This is a genomic window from Cognatundibacterium rivi (genome assembly GCF_018139565.1).
Taxonomy (GTDB): Bacteria; Pseudomonadota; Gammaproteobacteria; order Burkholderiales; family Burkholderiaceae_D; genus Undibacterium; species Undibacterium rivi.
On sequence record NZ_JAGSPK010000005.1, the window covers coordinates 1 to 16,817 of the forward strand.

Genomic DNA, 16,817 nt, shown 5'->3' on the forward strand with positions numbered 1-16,817 from the left:
AATTGTTAAAGAACCGCGAATCCTAAAATTCTTTTCCGCTTCACTCTTCCGAGTTTCGCTTCGCATCGTTGTGTGCGTCAGCAGCAGAGAAACGAGATTATGAAGCACTTCGCATTCACTGTCAACTACCTTCATCCTTTCGCTTCGCTTTTCTTGCTTTCGCTAAAATAGCTGCCCAACTATGGGTAATTGGCTTGATATGGCAATTCCAGTTCTGGATAAGGCTTGCATGTTTGCCGCTTACAACTCAAAAATCTCGAGGCGGTCATTAATATTGAGAGTTCACACAGATGCAGTAAACTATTCAGCCTCTCCAAGCAAGACGGAAAACATGATGATTTGGGATTACCCGCAGCCTTTCACGCTCAAGCTCACGCCAACAAGCAGCGACATCGATGGCCTCCAACACACAAACAACGCCGTATATGTTCAATGGTGTGAAGTGATCGGTTGGGCGCACTCAGAACAACTGGGTCTCAGTCTCAACAACTATCAAGCACTGAATCGTGCGATGGCGATACGCCATGCCGCATACGATTATCTATTACCTTCAGTTATGGGCGACGAACTCATACTCGGCACCTGGATTGTTGCCAGCGACGGAAAGCTGAATATGGAAAGGCGTTTTCAATTGATCCGGGAAGCTGATGAGGCCGTAATTATGCGCGGTCAATGGAATCTGGTTTGCATAGAAATCAGTACTGGTAAAGCCAAAAGAATGCCCGCGGAATTTTGCGATATCTATCTGCCAGCAATTGCGAAATAATGCATTGAGCAGAGCAACGAGCACTAACCGAAAACTTATCAAGTTCACATAAATTTACTTTTTACAAAAGTATTCTATGTAATCCTAACAGGCAATTATTAATAAAAATCACTATTCACGTTTGCTTTTGATCAAAACAAATTCTGAGCGCAGTTGTTAGATTCAGTCGAGAGACGCCGAGATAACGACCAGGTGAAATAGTGATTAATTTAAATATGTTCGCCGAGTGATATCTTCGCCATCGCAACAAAAACAATAATAAATAATAGGGCTACTGAAAAACACAGATGTAAATCAGAAACAGAGAAGTAACTGAATCGGCGTACATACAGCAACAAACATTTTTTAAGGTTCTTTATGTTGATTCACACACCGACAATGTTTTTGGTGATCGTAACGACGAGCTTTACGCTGGCATTAGCAATTGCCTGGATTTCGTATCGTAAAAATAATTCGCTGTTTAATCCGCTTTTCATGTGGTCGCTGGCTCTGGCTCTTCATGGTGCAGCCTATTTGCTATTCAGCTTGCGAGGCAACATCAATGATGTAGTTTCGATCGTCGTCGGCAATTCATTTCTTTCCGCTGGCTTTGCCGTGTTTGGTGAAGCCATTTATCGATTTCATGATGAAAAACCAAACCGCTTAACTTTGTGGGTGCCAGTTGTATTTATCGCCCTCAGTTTTAGCATGCTGCTGGATAACCAACAAACTCGCCTGGTTATCAGCGCCCTGGTCTTTACTTTACAAAGTGCGGCCTTACTGGCATTTGCCATAAAGATGCGAAATAACACGATTGGACGCGGTCAATATATTATTGAAACAGGGCTGGTCTCAGTCATTGCAGCCATGGTCTTAAGAGTCGTCAGTTTTCTTATGGGGTCGATCAAATTAACATCGATCGCCGAATCCAATTCTATCCAGAGCTATACATTTATAACGGTGCTGATCAGCCTGCTGTTACTCTCGATTGGGTTTGTTCTCATGACGCACGAGCGGGCAGAAAAACGCGCATTGGATAATCAGGCATTCACAAAATTCAGCAATAAAATCCTTGATCTTCTTTCGCTTAACCGACCTCTCGAGGAAATTTTGAATGCCATCGTCAATGGCATTGAACGGCTTCATCCGGAAATGTTATGCAGTATCCTGTTACTTGATAAGCGCGGCAAATTCCTGAGCCGCATCTTTGCTCCCAGTCTGCCAGAGTTTTACAACAGCGCTATTCAAGGGGTTGAAATAGGTTTGGGCGTTGGCTCTTGTGGCACCGCTGCATATACAAAACAGCGGGTGATTGCAGAAAAAATTGCAACCCATCCTTACTGGGTCGCTTATAAAGAACTGGCACTACAAGCGGGGTTGGCATCATGCTGGTCACAGCCAGTGCTATCCTCCAACCAGAAAGTGCTTGGCACATTTGCCATTTATCACCACGATGAACACGCCCCCGAGAGTAACGATATTGAGCTTATCGAAGCAGTTGCAAAACTAGCCAGCGTTGCCATTGAACGCAGTTCTTCCGTAGAACAACTCAGAGAAAGTGAGAAACATTATCGCTTGCTGATCGAAACGGCGAACGAAGGTATTTGTGTCGTCAATGACGGTATTTTGCGTTACGCCAACCCGAAACTCTGTGAGTTGACCGGGTATGACGCAAATATACTGACCAACAAATCCATCATCGACCTCATCTATCACGAAGATCAGGCGATGGTGATAGAGAATCAGAAGAAATTACTCCAGACAACAGTCGACGATCTGAAATATGCTATCCGCATTTCGACCAGACACCGCGGCGTCCGCTGGTTTGAACTGAGCGGTGTCGCGTTCGAGTGGCACGGCGACAATGCCAGCCTGAATTTCCTGACAGACATACATGACCGCAAGCTGATGGACGAAAAAATCCAGCAACTCGCTTATCTCGATGCATTAACACAACTACCTAACCGGCGCTTACTGATAGAACATCTGAAGCAAGCATTAGCGCGGAATATACGCAATGCGAGTTATAGCGCACTGCTGTTTTTAGATCTGGATAATTTCAAGCCGCTGAACGACAAGCACGGTCACAACGTTGGCGATATGTTGCTGATTGAGGTCGCACGTCGTCTGCAATTGTGCGTGCGTCAAACCGATACCGTCGCCCGCTTTGGCGGTGATGAATTTGTGATACTGATTACCGACATGGATGCAGATGAATCAAGCGCGCACACACAGGCAGAAAATATCGCAAAAAAAATTCTATCTGCTGTGGCTGATCCTTATTTGCTACAGACTGACAACAACGGAACAACAATCACTGTCGAGCACCGATGCACAGCCAGTATCGGCGTCATCACCTTTAATAATGGCGATAGCAGCGGTGAGAAATTATTAGATCGGGCAGATGCCGCAATGTATCGGGCAAAACAGGAAGGTCGCAACACCATCCGTTTTTATGAATAAGCTGTGAGTGCGCTTGTCTGATTCAGAATTTCAGCTGGGGAAACGCCTAACTGCATGAGTCCGGGTTGAAATAAGCGTTCAGGCACAGGTCTTCTGATGCAGACACAATAAAATTTGTGCCAATTCAGCACCTGTGCAGCAATCACGATAGCCGCCTTTTTTCTGCATTTATTACCTCGGTAATTACATCAATACACGCAACAGATTAAAACCCTGCAAGTTCCCATCTTTCATCTGGAAAGCGTTTCGTTTTCAACAGAGTATGCCTTGTATTTATTCAGCACTTCAGCAATAACACTCATCAACTTTTCACCTCTCACCGGCTTGGATATGTACCCATCCATACCCGCATTCAGACATAATTCCTTATCCTCGCTCATGGCATTCGCCGTCATAGCAATAATCGGAATATGGCCGCCACTGACACGTTCCTTGTTTCGTATATTCACGGTCGCCTCAACCCCACCCATGACAGGCATTTGCATGTCCATCAAGATCAGATCAAATATCCGCTGATCAAGCAATTCCAGCGCGAGCGCACCGTTGCCACACACCTGTATCTGATGTCCGGCCTTTTCCAGAATAACGGTTGCAATGCGCTGATTTATTTCGTTATCTTCAACCAACAAAATGCTCAGGTGGCTTTGTTGTTGCAACTGATCTTCCGCGGAATTTTCAGCAGAAGATAAGGCTCGTACATCACGATCAATCAATAACTGACCGATAGCCGCTTTTAACTCCATCATTGAAAACGGCTTATTCAGATAAGCTAAATTCATCGACTGGCAAATATCAATGTCCTGAGGCGTCAACGCCGACGTCAGCAGCAATATTTTCGGCATTTTTTTCGGCTGCGCCTTATCGCCAACCGCGTTGCATGTCTTGATCAGCTCAAAGCTGTTCCTATCGGACATGTGTGCATCCAACACCAGTAAATCAATTTCTCGCCCGGCATCAGCGAGTTTGACAAACGCATCCAAAAACGTCTGACCATTGCAAGCCTGTGTGACTTGCATCCCAGATTGACGCAAAGCATCTGCCATCAGATTCAAGTGGGTTTGATTGTCATCCGCAACCAGTACCTGCAAATCTTGGAACAAGGTTTGGGGTAGTAAGCGGCTGGCGTCGGGCGCGGATTGGAATGGCAAAGTAAAACTAAATTTACTACCAATGCCAACTTTACTTTCAACAGACAAGGTTCCGCCCATCAGCTCGACCAGACGGGAAGAAATAGACAGTCCCAAACCTGTTCCACCATATTTACGGGTGATCGAATTATCCGCCTGGGAAAATAAATCAAAGATACTTCTGATTTTGTCTTCAGCAATACCTATGCCGGTGTCGATAATATTGAAATACAAATCAGCCTGTCGCCGCTCATGCTGCGTATATCGCACCTGAACGATGATCTCACCTTTCGTGGTGAATTTAATCGCATTGCCAAGGATATTGAGTAAGATTTGTTTCAGTCTGCCAGCATCACCGATCACAAACCGGCAGATATCTGGCTGAATATCCAGAATCAATTCAACGCCTTTTTTTTCTGCCTGCAAACCAAGCGGCTTAATCACCTCATCCAGTACCCGGAATAAATCGAAATTCAGGCTTTCAAGATCAATCTTACCTGCATCAATTTTCGATGAATCGAGAATATCGTTGATCAGCACCAGCAAAGAATCTGCCGATGCTTTGATCATATTCACATATTCTCTTTGCTGCGGATTTAATTCCGTCTCCAGAACCAGCTCTGTCATTCCAATCACGCCATTCATCGGGGTGCGGATCTCATGCGACATTGAGGCAAGGAACAAGCTTTTAGCAACATTGGCTGCCTCAGCCAATTCCTTCGCTTTCATTAATTCTGCTTCATGTTGCTTTTGCTCTGTAATATCCTGAACGATCCCCATCACTCTCATGGGCTGTTGTTCATCCGGCTTGTTCATTTTTCCGATTGCCAGTATCCATCTTTCTGCACCGTCTGTCGGTCTGATGATTCTGTATTCCCTTCGGAAAGTACCACTATTGAGCCGGACTTCGCGCATCGTCTTACGTTCATCTTCAAGGTCAGATGGATGAAGCAGCTTCAACCAGGCATCATAGGTTTTATCCGTATCGGGAGTAAGGCCAAATATCTCATCCATATTTGGCGAACTCTCAAAACGAAAAGTATTCAGATCAAAAGAGTAACTGCCAATACGCCCGACTTCTTGCGATTGCCGCAAAATTTCTTCCCGCTCTTCCAGCTTCAACTGTGCAGTATTTTTTTCGTTAAACGCCCGAAATAACATGAAAAACAGCAAAGCGCTGATCAGGCTGAAGACGCTCGCAATAACCAGAACATTTCTCTTTGTGACCTGATACGGTACCAAGATGCCAGCGACAGATTCTCCGGTGATAAAGATCATCTGATATTCAGGCAAGCGCTGGTAACCGTAGATACGCTCTACGCCGTCTATTCTGGAGATAAGCTGAAAATTTCCCTGAGAAGGAATCCGGTCGTCTACAAACCGACTGACATCAATCATTATTCCTTTGCTCAGATCAATATCCGGTGAGCGAGCCACTACAAAGCCATTTTCTCTCGCCACAGTAATAGTAGCGTTGGAATTAATTTTTTCTGCAAATTTAGTGAACATATCGGGGCTGACAGAAATCACCAGAACACCGTTGAACTGTCCATCTTTGAAGATAGGCCGCGTAAACTGTATCGACCATTTTCCCGAAATTTTCCCCTTCAATGGCTTGCTGATAAAAAAATTGTCTTTATCCGGTGCAAGTTGATGAACACGAAAATGTTCACGCTCGCTCAGATCGACACGCTCAGTTGGTTTGGCCAGATTCGAAAACTGCATAATGCCATCTTTATCAATGACGGCGACCTGAAAAGAAATGTCGTGAATAATGTCCTGCCGATGCTGAACCAATTCGGCGAACTCCTTCCAATCGCCCCGCCACGCTCTGCGAAGATCCAGCAGCGCCTCATTGAGACGCTTGATATTGGATGAAGAGTATTCCGCAAAAATCTGTGCTTCCTCGGTGTTACGTATCTTTGCCTCGTTGAATACTGATTGATAACTGCGATTCATCTCATAAAAAGCAACAACCCACACCAATATCAACATCAGAACGAATAACAAAAAAAGTTGTAGCCGCAAACGCTTTTTTGCCGTTTTCATGATGAGTGATAACCGTATGATATTGAGGTAAGAGTGGTTGAAATGACGTCAGAAGGCGATGCTCAATGCAGATGAAATTCTGTATAACTAAGCGATCCAACAAAACTAAAAGAGAACTCAAAAGAGAATAATGAGCGCCTGATTACTGCCGCAGGTTAGCATGAAATTTCGACCTGAAAATGGTGCTTAATCATTATTTACATTCCTGATAGCAACACATTCAGTATGCAGATACAAGCTTAAGAATCAAGCTGCAAGCTGATCTGGCGCGCTGCATCCAATACCGCTATCGCTTTGGCAATAATTTCGTCTGCTTTATTGCCGCCACCATTAATTTCATTCACATCGCTCAATGCCGCCGTGATGAGGCGTGCACTCAGGCACAGGCGCAAGGCACTGACAGGAATCTGCTGCTGGACGCCACAAGTCACGGGTTGCCCCACTTGCATTTGCTTTTCATTTTGTAAGCGACGGTACACCGACATGGTCTGCTCACGACTTAATGGCACACCGGATGCGTGATGTAATACAAACGGAAAAATCGTCGGCCATTGATCCCAGCCAGGCGTTGCCGCTAACACTTGTCTGTCGGGCATAGGAACCGGTAACAACGTCAGACCGGGATGCGCATCAAAATACGTCAATACCGCATGGCGGAAGGCTTGCACAAACTGATTGATCGCGTCGTCAGACAAACTGCGGAATGCCCGCAATTCTGCCATCGCGGCCACCCAGCGTACCAGTAATCCGACATTCGCCTTCTTTTGCAAATCTTCCATCCCAGTCCAGGATGCAGGCCAGTCGGCACGACTGGAATACGCATACAAACCTGCCGGCGCGGTTTGTTGCCGGTATCTGATTACCGCATCCGAAGGGAAAAATAAGGCACCTGAAAAACTGGGGCCAGAGATAAATTTTGATCCGGTCACCGCAACTAAAAACTGCTGTTCCAGATAAGCGTTCAGCGTCGCATTGGTCAGCCTGAACTGGCAGGCATCAACCAGCACCTCAAGCTGATCGGGAAATTGATTCCGTAAGGTCAATGCACATTGCACAGACGGCCCTATCATGCCGGTTTTGGTCACGTCAGCCAACACCAGCAACACGCGCTTATTCTGACCACACGCGGTGGTGATCAGCAACTCGATTTCTTTGTCAATCTCATCGGCAGTGCGCGGCTCTCCATCTGCGTCGCGCAACGCGACGTTGACCAATTCAGAGGCTACAGCCTGTCCCACTTGCTGCCCGGGATTCACGGGCTCACCCAGCGCTGCACAATCGCTGAAATGCAAACCCTGCAACGCCGCTGGCACCGAACTTCCGGTCTCACCCGGCTCCACCATCACTATCAGCGAAGGGGTGGACGATGCACCAGCAAATAACTGTGAAGCGATTAAATGCAAATCGGTGCCGGAGGCGGCAAATACGACATCCACCGCATCGCCGGTCTGACACAACTGCTTTAATTCCTGACGCAGGTTCTGCATTTCTTGTTCATACACGGAATACAGCGAAGACTGCGAGGACTCCATTTCGTCGCGATACGCTTGCACGATCTTCTGATAGACATCATCTGCCGCAGCAAAACCGTGTTGAGAAATCGTTGATGCAGTTGCCGAGCCAAATGCAAACAAGCTCTCTTCGGCACTTTGCGGCGCGACGCTACAGCCGTACTTATTTACACCATGCGTATCCAGCGCGATGCGCGAATCACCGCCATTCACCAGCAATTGCGCCAGCGACGGAATCTTCGTGCCAGACGCGCATGCAGGTCTCACAGCAGATGACATAGCATCGTTGCTCATGCGTCGTCTGAAGACTGCAGACCCAATGCCGCGGTGGATGCACGCTTGATTAACAAATCTCTGAATGCCGCAAACAGTTTTTTCATCGTCGCCTGTTTATAGGGAAACATCTCCACCGGATCCATTGCATGCACTATCATGTCGCTATCCACTTCAAATATCAGCAGCTTACCGTCCGGCGTTTCGCCACAATCAATGCCGACATAATCCAAGCCCAATTTATCGTAAATTTCTTGCAGCGCCAGTGTATGACGCGGCACAAATTCCGTATCAAAACTTGCCATAAAGCGCTGTTCTTCCGCGCGCTTTTCAGCACTTTCTGCCATACCGGCATTCAGATAATGAATCATCCAATGCTGAGAAATACCCATGTGCGCAATATACGGTTTGCCGTCAATCAGCATGACACGGTATTTTCTGAACTGGCCATCGGCGCTGCGATAGTCAACAAAGCGGGCGATGTAGAATTCGTCACTCTGTATTTCCTGCAGATACGCTGCGATTTCTGCTGGTGACACCAGCTTCTCAAGACCATGACCCGCATGTGAATCGAGTGGCCGCACGATGATGGGAAAATCATCACCGGGCAATAAATCGCTGACAGATAATTCACCACGCCCGATTTGCTCCAGCATCTGACGGCTGATCCGGCGTGACATCGGCATTTCAACACCACGCGCCGCTTGCAATTGCAGATACGCGCGGTCACGTCCCAGATGGGCAATACGTTCCGGCTGATTGATCACAGGGCGCGGCCATTGTGAGATGATTTCCTGCAAATCGAGCAGCAGAGCATGCTTGGCGTCGGCCTCGCCAATCGCCACAAACATCACATCATGTTCAGGCAATTGCTCCAGCGCAGGAATGCCCTGCCCCACGTACAACAAATCCAGATCGATATCCGAATCCTCCACCAGAAAATCGACTGGCGTATTCGCCATCAGATCACCGTCAGTCAACAGCGCCAGCAATTTGATTTTTGCCGGATGCGCCGCGGGTACCGAATACAAAGGCTGCTTTTTTAACGCTTCCATTTGTGTGGTTGCTGCCAACTCAGCGTGGCCGAGCAAGAGCAGCACCGTCGATAAATCCAGCATCGCGTTCGCATCGTCTGGATACTGCTGCGCCCGCGCAATCAAACTGTTTGCCAGCGGTTTTAAATCTTCCCCGGCAAATGCCCGCCGCATCAAAGGTGCGAGGCCGGTGTACGAACTATGTTGAGAACTTTGCTGCGCTTCGTTAAGAGTCGTCATATCTGAAACCAGGTTTATTGAGCGGTTTGCGCCAGCAGGTCGCCCTGCGCAATGGCGGCATTAATCAGAGCATCGATATCTTCGACCCGGGTGCGGTGATTTACGATCGCCGCGCGAATTGCCAGTTGCCCGCGAATGTATGTCGTTGATGGCGCGCAGATGCCGCCCTCATGCAAGGCGACAACGATATCGCCGTTCAGTGCATCCAGATCTGCGCTACGCTCGCTGAGGTAACGGAAGCAAACGATATTGAGATTCACCGGTGCAAGTAATTCCAGCTTGGGATGTGCCTCCACCTGTTGCTTCAGGTATTGTGCCAGTTCGCAGGTGTGCGCAATCATTTTCCCCAGACGTTCTGTGCCATAGACCTGCAAAGTGAACCATGTTTTCAGTGCGCGGAAACCACGCGACAAATCCGGCCCGAAATCGCAAGGCCACGGCGAGCCGCCAGCCAGCCCTCTGGTTTCCCGCCGCAAATAGCCGACCGGCGTGGCAAACGTCGCCAAATGCGCCTCGCGATCCCTGATCAGAATAAAGCCGGCATCGTAAGGCACCTGCATCCATTTATGAAAATCAAACGCGACTGAATCTGCGCGTTCCATGCCCGCCAGCCGCGGTGCCAGCACTGGCGACAACATTGCCAGCGCACCGAAAGCGCCATCAATATGGAACCAGATTTTTTCTTCCGCAGCGATATCAGCAAGCGTAGTCAGATCATCTATCGCGCCGACATCGACCGACCCTGCAGTGCCTGCGATGAAAAATGGTGTCAGCCCGGCTGCCCGATCTGCCGCCATCGTCTCGCGCAAAACAGCGGTATCCATTTCAAATGCGCTGGTCATGGGAATCATGCGCAAAGCATCTCTGCCTATGCCGGAAATATCCATCGCCTGCGCGATACAGCCATGCGCACCCGCCGAAGCGTAGGCAACCAGACGCTGCTCGCACGAAGCCAAGCCTGTTTTCCGCACCGCTGTTCCCAGTGCCACCGAACGCGCCACCAGCACGGCGATGAAATTCGCCATCGATGTGCCCGTTACAAATAAGCCACTCGCGCTTTCTGGAAAACCCAGCAAGGTACTGACCCAGCGACAGACCTGACGCTCGACTTCAATCGGAATATGATTGCGCCCACCCAGATTCGCATTCAAGCCAGCTGCCAGCATCTCCGCCAGCGTGCCGACAGGATTACCGCCGCCCTGCACCCAGCCCATGAAACCGGGATGACTGTTTCCCACCGAGTACGGCAAAATATCCTGCATAAACTGCTGATGCACCGCCGCCAGATCGCCCTCGCCCTGCGGCAAGTCCTGCTGAAATTTCGCCCGCACCTCATCCGGAATCGGCTGCCATACTGGCCGCTCGCGAATATGCTCTGCGTAATCAAGAATATCGTCCAGCATGCGATGCCCCTGGGCGCGCAGCGCGCTCCAGTCAGCCGGGTCCAGCGTAGTTGAAGTTGGTGTTGCCATTATCTGTTCATCATAGATTGTTCTGATGAACGCATTATCTCTGAGACTCGGCGAATTTAAGCCAGAAACAAGCGATCTTTTGCGGTCTTTATTCAAATTACGGCCAATTCCCGCCGAATCCCGTCGCTACACGCAAGCAACTTGCGCCGCAACATCAGACAGGCACCAACGTCAGACACATCGCGCACCGCTTCAGAATGCCTGTTTTTGCCTGTCAATAATGAAAATATACTAGGGGGGAGTATTTTTAAACGCCCTTATTTTCTGCTGAGAATAAGGCATTTTTGACGCATACTCCCCGATTTTTGCAGAAAATGACGTTTTTGGATGTGCTCAAAGGTGAAAAGTAGTCGAGAGATGCTGGGATGCCCAATCATTTTTCGCTTAATTAAATCCCCCTGAAAATCTTACGATGTCTACGTACTTGTCAATGTTTTGCTTCCATATGCTCTCACTACCAGCAGTAGCGCCGTGGAATAAGCATCGTATTAAATTTTTGGGGAAATCATCGCTTCTTATATTATTCAGACCCAAGGCCTCTTCGGTCGTTTCATCTTTAACTCCTAAAAAAATAGTCGCAATTTCAGGAATAGAAACATATTTTTTTGCTGGGGAAAATCCCCTGCCTAAGTGAGAGTCATACATCTCAATGCTAAAACTACCGATTGCGGGGTTAAGTTTTAGCGTCTGAAAACCTGTTCTATCGGATAGATTTCCGTACTCAGTAACCGAGTTAAAAATTGTTGATGACCTGTGATACAGCATTGCAAAAAATAACAATAAATGAATGTTTATCTGGTTGTGCTGTAAATAGATAAATGCTGATTCAATAATTTTTATTATTTGAATTTGATCCCTCAGTCCGCATTCGAAATAGTCAGAATAGTGCTTAAACAACATAGGGAGAATATCATTGCTATCGACTGATAAACTTTGTGAGTTTAATCCTGTATACAACAAGCTACTTTCCGGGCATTGAATACCGCTAAAGAGATGCTTTGCAAAGGCAAAACGATCTGGCTCTGGCAAAGTATATTCAAGATCAAAAAACCGCTTCAAATATCTCGCGCCATCAAACCCCGCACCGTAGACAGCTTTGACCGATTCTGAAAGTTGATCAATATTAGTAGCAACTACAAAATATATGCCTTTGACACCAAATAGATGTTTTATACCCTCCAGTAACTCTATGGCGTAATCTGGACGACATCTATCTAATTCATCCACCAAGATAAATATTGGCAGTTCAACCCCAGTACTCTTCTCAAGTGCGTCAATCAGCAGTGTGAGTTTTCCTTTGAATTCCTCAATAGCTGCTTTTGTCGTCTTATGTTCTTTCAGTGACTCGGCAACCATTTTTTCTAACGCTTTCGTGGTGCTCTCTAACGAAGCGTGTTTGGTGCTACTGTCTGTTTCTATATCGACCTCATCAGCGTCACCATCTGAAAATAAGTCGTGTATTTTCTCAGCGCTTAAACCGGCAATTTGTTTAAGTAATGCCATTCCAATGATTTGGATCGAAGGTTTAATTAATTTTTTTACTTTCCCCATCGCACCGTTGAGAGCTCTTTTTGCTGCGGGAATTTTAGTAAATGAGGGCTTTAATCCATTGTCAATTTCGGAAATAAACGCAATAAGAGGCTCTGGAGTGAAATCATTTTTCCAAGCATCAAAATATACTACTGGATAATTTTTTGACTCTAATTCGTCCCTCCAACACTGAAGCATGAAGGTTTTACCGAAGCCCCACTCTGCATTAACAGCAAGAACAAATCCGCTTTCCGTAGGCTTGGCGTGATATCGATTAGTGAGATACTTCTCAAGATTTGCAGCAACCTGCTTTCTACCTAGTTGATCACCTTCCCAGTGTTCAGACAATTTTTTGACTTGCGTTTGCATAGGTCAACTCAACAGAGTTATTTTCAATGTTTTATTTTAAGTAATTATTAAACATTCGGGAATGTATCTTTTATCAATACGACCATGAATTAATAAAACACTAAAGATAACTTTCTCACCATACCAATTTGGATGCACTGCCGTCTGAGTAAAGTAACAAAAGTTATTTATAAAATCAGATGACGAATGACAAATTTCGACCACCACAAAAGAAAAAAGACCGCATTTAGCGGTCTTTTCAAATCTGCGGAAACCCGCGTGAATGCTGGCGGAGAGGGGGGGATTCGAACCCCCGATACCTGTTACAGTACGCCTGATTTCGAGTCAGGTACATTCAACCACTCTGCCACCTCTCCGGCTTTGGTTGTTCGTTATAAAACGAAGCCGCTGATTATAGCAAAGAAATCTATGCTTTCCTAGCAAAGTGCGATTCGATCACGCATCCATTCGATGGTGCGGATGTTAATTTATTCCCATAAAGCAATAATGACACGCGCTTGTCATATCAACTATTTATATTGTTGCTATTGATTGTTTTTGCGTCTGCAGCCTGAAAAGCCAGCGGCGCGTTTTTGGGAAAGCCGCCGAATGAACAGCGCAGCGTCTGAGGAAAGAATGGCCATCGTGCATCAGCACCTGGCAAACGCCAATATTCCGGCCAATATTGCAGCCGGTGTGGCGGCGGCGGATGATGCCGATGCGATGACGCTGGCGCATCTACAGCGCATCATCGAACAACGCTCGCTGACGGCGCGTTTTCAACCTATCGTTGAAATGCAGAATGGCGATATTCTGGGCTATGAGGGATTGATACGCGGCCCTTCTGACAGCCCGCTGCATTCGCCGATTAATTTATTTAAAGCCGCATCGGCGCACAATTTAACGGTCGTGGTTGAACATCTGTGCCGCAAAATCGTGCTGGAAGAATTTTTCGTACAAAATCTGCCGGGCAAGCTGTTTCTGAATGTCAGCCCTGAATGCCTGATCCAGCGCGATGTGCGCTATGGTGAAACGCTGGATTACATTCATCAGTTGGGCGTAAATCCAGACCGCGTCATCATCGAGCTGACCGAATATCAGCCGACGCATGATTACGCTTTGCTGTCGGAGGCGGTGATTCATTATCGCAGCATGGGTTTTGAAATTGCGATTGATGATCTGGGCGAGGGATTTTCGAGTCTGCGCTTATGGTCAGAATTAAAGCCGGATTACGTAAAAATCGACATGCACTTTATCCAGGGCATCGATCATGATCCGGTGAAGGCGCAGTTTGTCCGCTCGATACAAAGCATTGCAGAGAAATCAGCAACGCGGGTCATTGCCGAGGGCATAGAAACGCATGCAGAATTGCTGATGGTGCGCGATATCGGCGTGGCTTGCGGTCAGGGCTATCATATCGCCCGCCCCCACCCGACGCCGAGCAAGGCGATTCCGGCGGAGGTGGCAAAGGCGCTGGTATCGCATCATCAGCATCCGTCACGCCGGGCCTCGGGTTTCTTTGAGCAAACCGCAGCCGTTGAAAAAATTCTGAAAGAAGCGCCATCAATACCATCAAGTATGCTGAATAATCAGGTCGATGATATTTTTCTGCAGAACCCGAAATTGCAAATGATACCGGTGGTCGATCACGGCACGCCTATCGGCATCATCAACCGCTATCACATGATTGATCGCTTCGCGCGCCCATATCAGCGCGAGTTGTACGGCAAAAAATCCTGCAAGGTGTTTATGGACCCGCATCCGGTGGTGGTCGATAAAAATACCAGCATGCAGGATGTCAGCCACATCATTGTGGAAGCAAATCCTGAGCATCTGATCAACGGCATTATCATTACCGATCAGGGACAATATCTGGGTATTTGCACCGGGCCTGATCTGATGCGCGAAATCACACAAATGCAGATCACTGCCGCGCGCTATGCGAATCCGCTGACGCAGTTACCGGGCAATGTGCCGATCAACGAACACATTGATCAGTTACTGCAAAAGCAGCAGAGGTTCAGCGCCTGTTATTGCGATCTCGATCATTTCAAGCCGTTTAATGACGTATATGGTTACCGGCGCGGCGACGATATTATTCAGATGACGGGCGATGTGCTGAAACGGCATTGTGATTCGCAGATGGATTTTATCGGTCACATCGGCGGCGATGATTTTATTATTCTGTTTCGCAGCGATGACTGGGAGCAGCGTTGCAGCGATATTCTGGAAAGCTTTGCAACCGAGATTCAGGATTTTTATAACAATGAAGATCGCGAACGCGGCGGTTATCTGAGTGAAGACCGGCAAGGTAAAAAAGTGTTTTATCCGTTGGTGAGTCTGTCGCTGGGTGTGGTGAAATCGAGCCCGAATCAGTTTTATTCGCACCATCAGATTTCGATTGCGGCCTCCGAAGCAAAAAAACAGGCGAAGAAAATTCACGGCAACAGCTTGTTTGTGGATCGCCGCGCCGAAGTGAAATAGAGATAAAAAAATCCCGCGTCGTTAAATATGACGCGGGATTTTTTTTGATCAGGTCAGCGCTACAAACTTAATTACGCTGCTGGCACTAACTTTTCCATGCCGCCCATGTAAGGGCGCAGCGCTTCCGGAATCACGACAGAGCCATCTGCCTGCTGGTAATTTTCCAGCACCGCCACCAGCGTGCGTCCCACCGCCAGGCCAGAGCCATTCAGCGTATGCACAGCTTCTGGTTTGCCCTGCGCATTGCGGAAACGTGCCTGCATACGACGCGCCTGGAAGGCTTCCATATTCGATACCGATGAAATTTCGCGGTAAGTATTTTGTGCTGGCAACCAGACTTCCAGATCGAAAGTTTTGGTCGCGCCAAAGCCCATGTCGCCGGTACACAAACTGACGACGCGATATGGCAAGCCCAATTTTTTCAGAATCGCTTCGGCATGACCGACCATTTCATCCAACGCTTCCATGGATTTTTCCGGATGCACAATCTGCACCATTTCCACTTTGTCGAACTGATGCTGACGTATCATGCCGCGTGTATCACGGCCATAGCTGCCTGCTTCAGAACGGAAGCAAGGTGTATGCGCAGTCATTTTGATCGGCAATGCCTCTGCCGGAATGATTACATCACGTACAGTGTTGGTTAATGTCACTTCGGATGTCGGGATCAGATACAGGGTTTCGCCCTCGCCGTCTTGTCCGCCTTTTTTAACGGCAAACAAATCTTCTTCAAATTTCGGCAACTGGCCGGTACCGCGCATAGAATCAGCATTCACCATGTATGGCGTGTACATTTCTGTGTAGCCATGTTCGACGGTTTGTGTATCGAGCATGAATTGCGCCAGCGCACGGTGCAGACGCGCCATGCCGCCTTTCATCACCGAGAAACGTGAACCGGTTAATTTGACTGCGGTATCAAAATCCAGACCCAGTGCAGAGCCGATATCAACGTGATCTTTGATCTCGAAATCAAACACTGGCGGTGTGCCGACTTTACGGATTTCGACGTTCGCGGTTTCGTCCTGCCCCACCACCACAGATTCGTGCGGCAGATTCGGTATCGTTTGCAAGAAGGCCGTCATGGCTGTCTGCACTTCTGACAGACGCACTTCAGAGGCTTTCAATTCGTCGCCAATGCCGCCGACTTCGGCCATCACTGCGGAAGCATCTTCGCCTTTGCCTTTGAGCATACCGATTTGTTTAGACAAGCTGTTGCGCTTGGCTTGCAATTCTTCAGTACGGGACTGGATCTGCTTACGTTCACCTTCGAGTGCGTTAAACGCATCGACATCGAGTTTGAATTTACGGGTGGCGAGACGCGCAGCAACAGCGGCGATATCTTTACGCAGGAGTTGAATATCTATCATAGTGATCTGATACGAATAAGTGGAATGAGCTAATCGGCTATTGTAGCAAGGGCGGGCGAATTTCCCTAAACTTATAGCATGCGACCGCGACTGAATTTCAGCGCCAGCCAGCATAATTAAATACAAATAATGGGGAGTATATGAGCAAAATCAGCTTATCTCTATACAAACAAA

The 16,817-nt window shown here is 47.6% G+C and carries 9 protein-coding genes and 1 tRNA gene; 3 read left to right on the plus strand and 7 right to left on the minus strand.

Features of this window, described 5'->3' with window-relative positions; all coding sequences use genetic code 11:
* Window positions 1-181 precede the first annotated feature (181 nt).
* Window positions 182-766 (plus strand): acyl-CoA thioesterase, encoded by a 585-nt coding sequence (locus KDM87_RS13435; protein ID WP_230407787.1) that lies wholly within the window; start codon window positions 182-184, stop codon window positions 764-766.
* Between the two features lie 357 nt (window positions 767-1,123).
* On the plus strand, window positions 1,124-3,208 hold the full coding sequence (locus KDM87_RS13440) for a sensor domain-containing diguanylate cyclase (RefSeq protein WP_212679569.1): 2,085 nt from the start codon (window positions 1,124-1,126) through the stop codon (window positions 3,206-3,208).
* 230 nt (window positions 3,209-3,438) lie between these two features.
* Here KDM87_RS13440 and KDM87_RS13445 read toward each other — a convergent pair whose 3' ends face one another.
* From KDM87_RS13445 to KDM87_RS13470, 6 genes are all read right to left on the minus strand, one after another.
* Window positions 3,439-6,384 (minus strand): hybrid sensor histidine kinase/response regulator, encoded by a 2,946-nt coding sequence (locus tag KDM87_RS13445; RefSeq protein ID WP_212679570.1) that lies wholly within the window; start codon window positions 6,382-6,384, stop codon window positions 3,439-3,441.
* Between the two features lie 239 nt (window positions 6,385-6,623).
* Complete coding sequence (locus KDM87_RS13450; RefSeq protein ID WP_212679571.1) at window positions 6,624-8,189, minus strand: hypothetical protein; 1,566 nt, start codon at window positions 8,187-8,189, stop codon at window positions 6,624-6,626.
* Entirely contained in the window at window positions 8,186-9,442 is a 1,257-nt protein-coding gene (locus KDM87_RS13455) for an ATP-grasp domain-containing protein (protein WP_212679572.1), read from the minus strand. The genes KDM87_RS13450 and KDM87_RS13455 overlap by 4 nt, the downstream gene beginning before the upstream one ends.
* A gap of 14 nt (window positions 9,443-9,456) precedes the next feature.
* Window positions 9,457-10,914: a pyridoxal phosphate-dependent decarboxylase family protein gene (locus KDM87_RS13460; RefSeq protein WP_230407788.1), complete on the minus strand. Its 1,458-nt coding sequence runs from the start codon at window positions 10,912-10,914 to the stop codon at window positions 9,457-9,459.
* Between the two features lie 384 nt (window positions 10,915-11,298).
* The gene (locus KDM87_RS13465; protein WP_212679573.1) at window positions 11,299-12,813 is read right to left on the minus strand and encodes a KAP family P-loop NTPase fold protein; all 1,515 of its coding nucleotides are present in this window, start codon (window positions 12,811-12,813) and stop codon (window positions 11,299-11,301) included.
* 266 nt (window positions 12,814-13,079) lie between these two features.
* Window positions 13,080-13,169: transfer RNA gene (locus KDM87_RS13470), tRNA-Ser, on the minus strand.
* Between the two features lie 346 nt (window positions 13,170-13,515).
* Here KDM87_RS13470 and KDM87_RS13475 point away from each other — a divergent pair.
* Window positions 13,516-15,276 (plus strand): GGDEF domain-containing protein, encoded by a 1,761-nt coding sequence (locus KDM87_RS13475; protein ID WP_230407803.1) that lies wholly within the window; start codon window positions 13,516-13,518, stop codon window positions 15,274-15,276.
* 71 nt (window positions 15,277-15,347) lie between these two features.
* Here KDM87_RS13475 and serS read toward each other — a convergent pair whose 3' ends face one another.
* Window positions 15,348-16,643 carry a serine--tRNA ligase gene (gene serS / locus KDM87_RS13480; RefSeq protein ID WP_212679574.1) on the minus strand — a complete coding sequence of 432 codons (1,296 nt, stop codon included), beginning with the start codon at window positions 16,641-16,643 and terminating at the stop codon, window positions 15,348-15,350.
* Window positions 16,644-16,817: the final 174 nt, after the last annotated feature.

Excerpts from the sequence above, each read along its gene's own strand:
- KDM87_RS13435 (WP_230407787.1), top strand. The coding sequence starts at position 182 with ATGGGTAATTGGCTTGATATGGCAATTCCAGTTCTGGATAAGGCTTGC.
- KDM87_RS13440 (WP_212679569.1), top strand. The coding sequence starts at position 1,124 with ATGTTGATTCACACACCGACAATGTTTTTGGTGATCGTAACGACGAGC.
- KDM87_RS13445 (WP_212679570.1), bottom strand. The coding sequence starts at position 6,384 with ATGAAAACGGCAAAAAAGCGTTTGCGGCTACAACTTTTTTTGTTATTC.
- KDM87_RS13450 (WP_212679571.1), bottom strand. The coding sequence starts at position 8,189 with ATGAGCAACGATGCTATGTCATCTGCTGTGAGACCTGCATGCGCGTCT.
- KDM87_RS13455 (WP_212679572.1), bottom strand. The coding sequence starts at position 9,442 with ATGACGACTCTTAACGAAGCGCAGCAAAGTTCTCAACATAGTTCGTAC.
- KDM87_RS13460 (WP_230407788.1), bottom strand. The coding sequence starts at position 10,914 with ATGGCAACACCAACTTCAACTACGCTGGACCCGGCTGACTGGAGCGCG.
- KDM87_RS13465 (WP_212679573.1), bottom strand. The coding sequence starts at position 12,813 with ATGCAAACGCAAGTCAAAAAATTGTCTGAACACTGGGAAGGTGATCAA.
- KDM87_RS13475 (WP_230407803.1), top strand. The coding sequence starts at position 13,516 with ATGACGCTGGCGCATCTACAGCGCATCATCGAACAACGCTCGCTGACG.
- serS (WP_212679574.1), bottom strand. The coding sequence starts at position 16,643 with ATGATAGATATTCAACTCCTGCGTAAAGATATCGCCGCTGTTGCTGCG.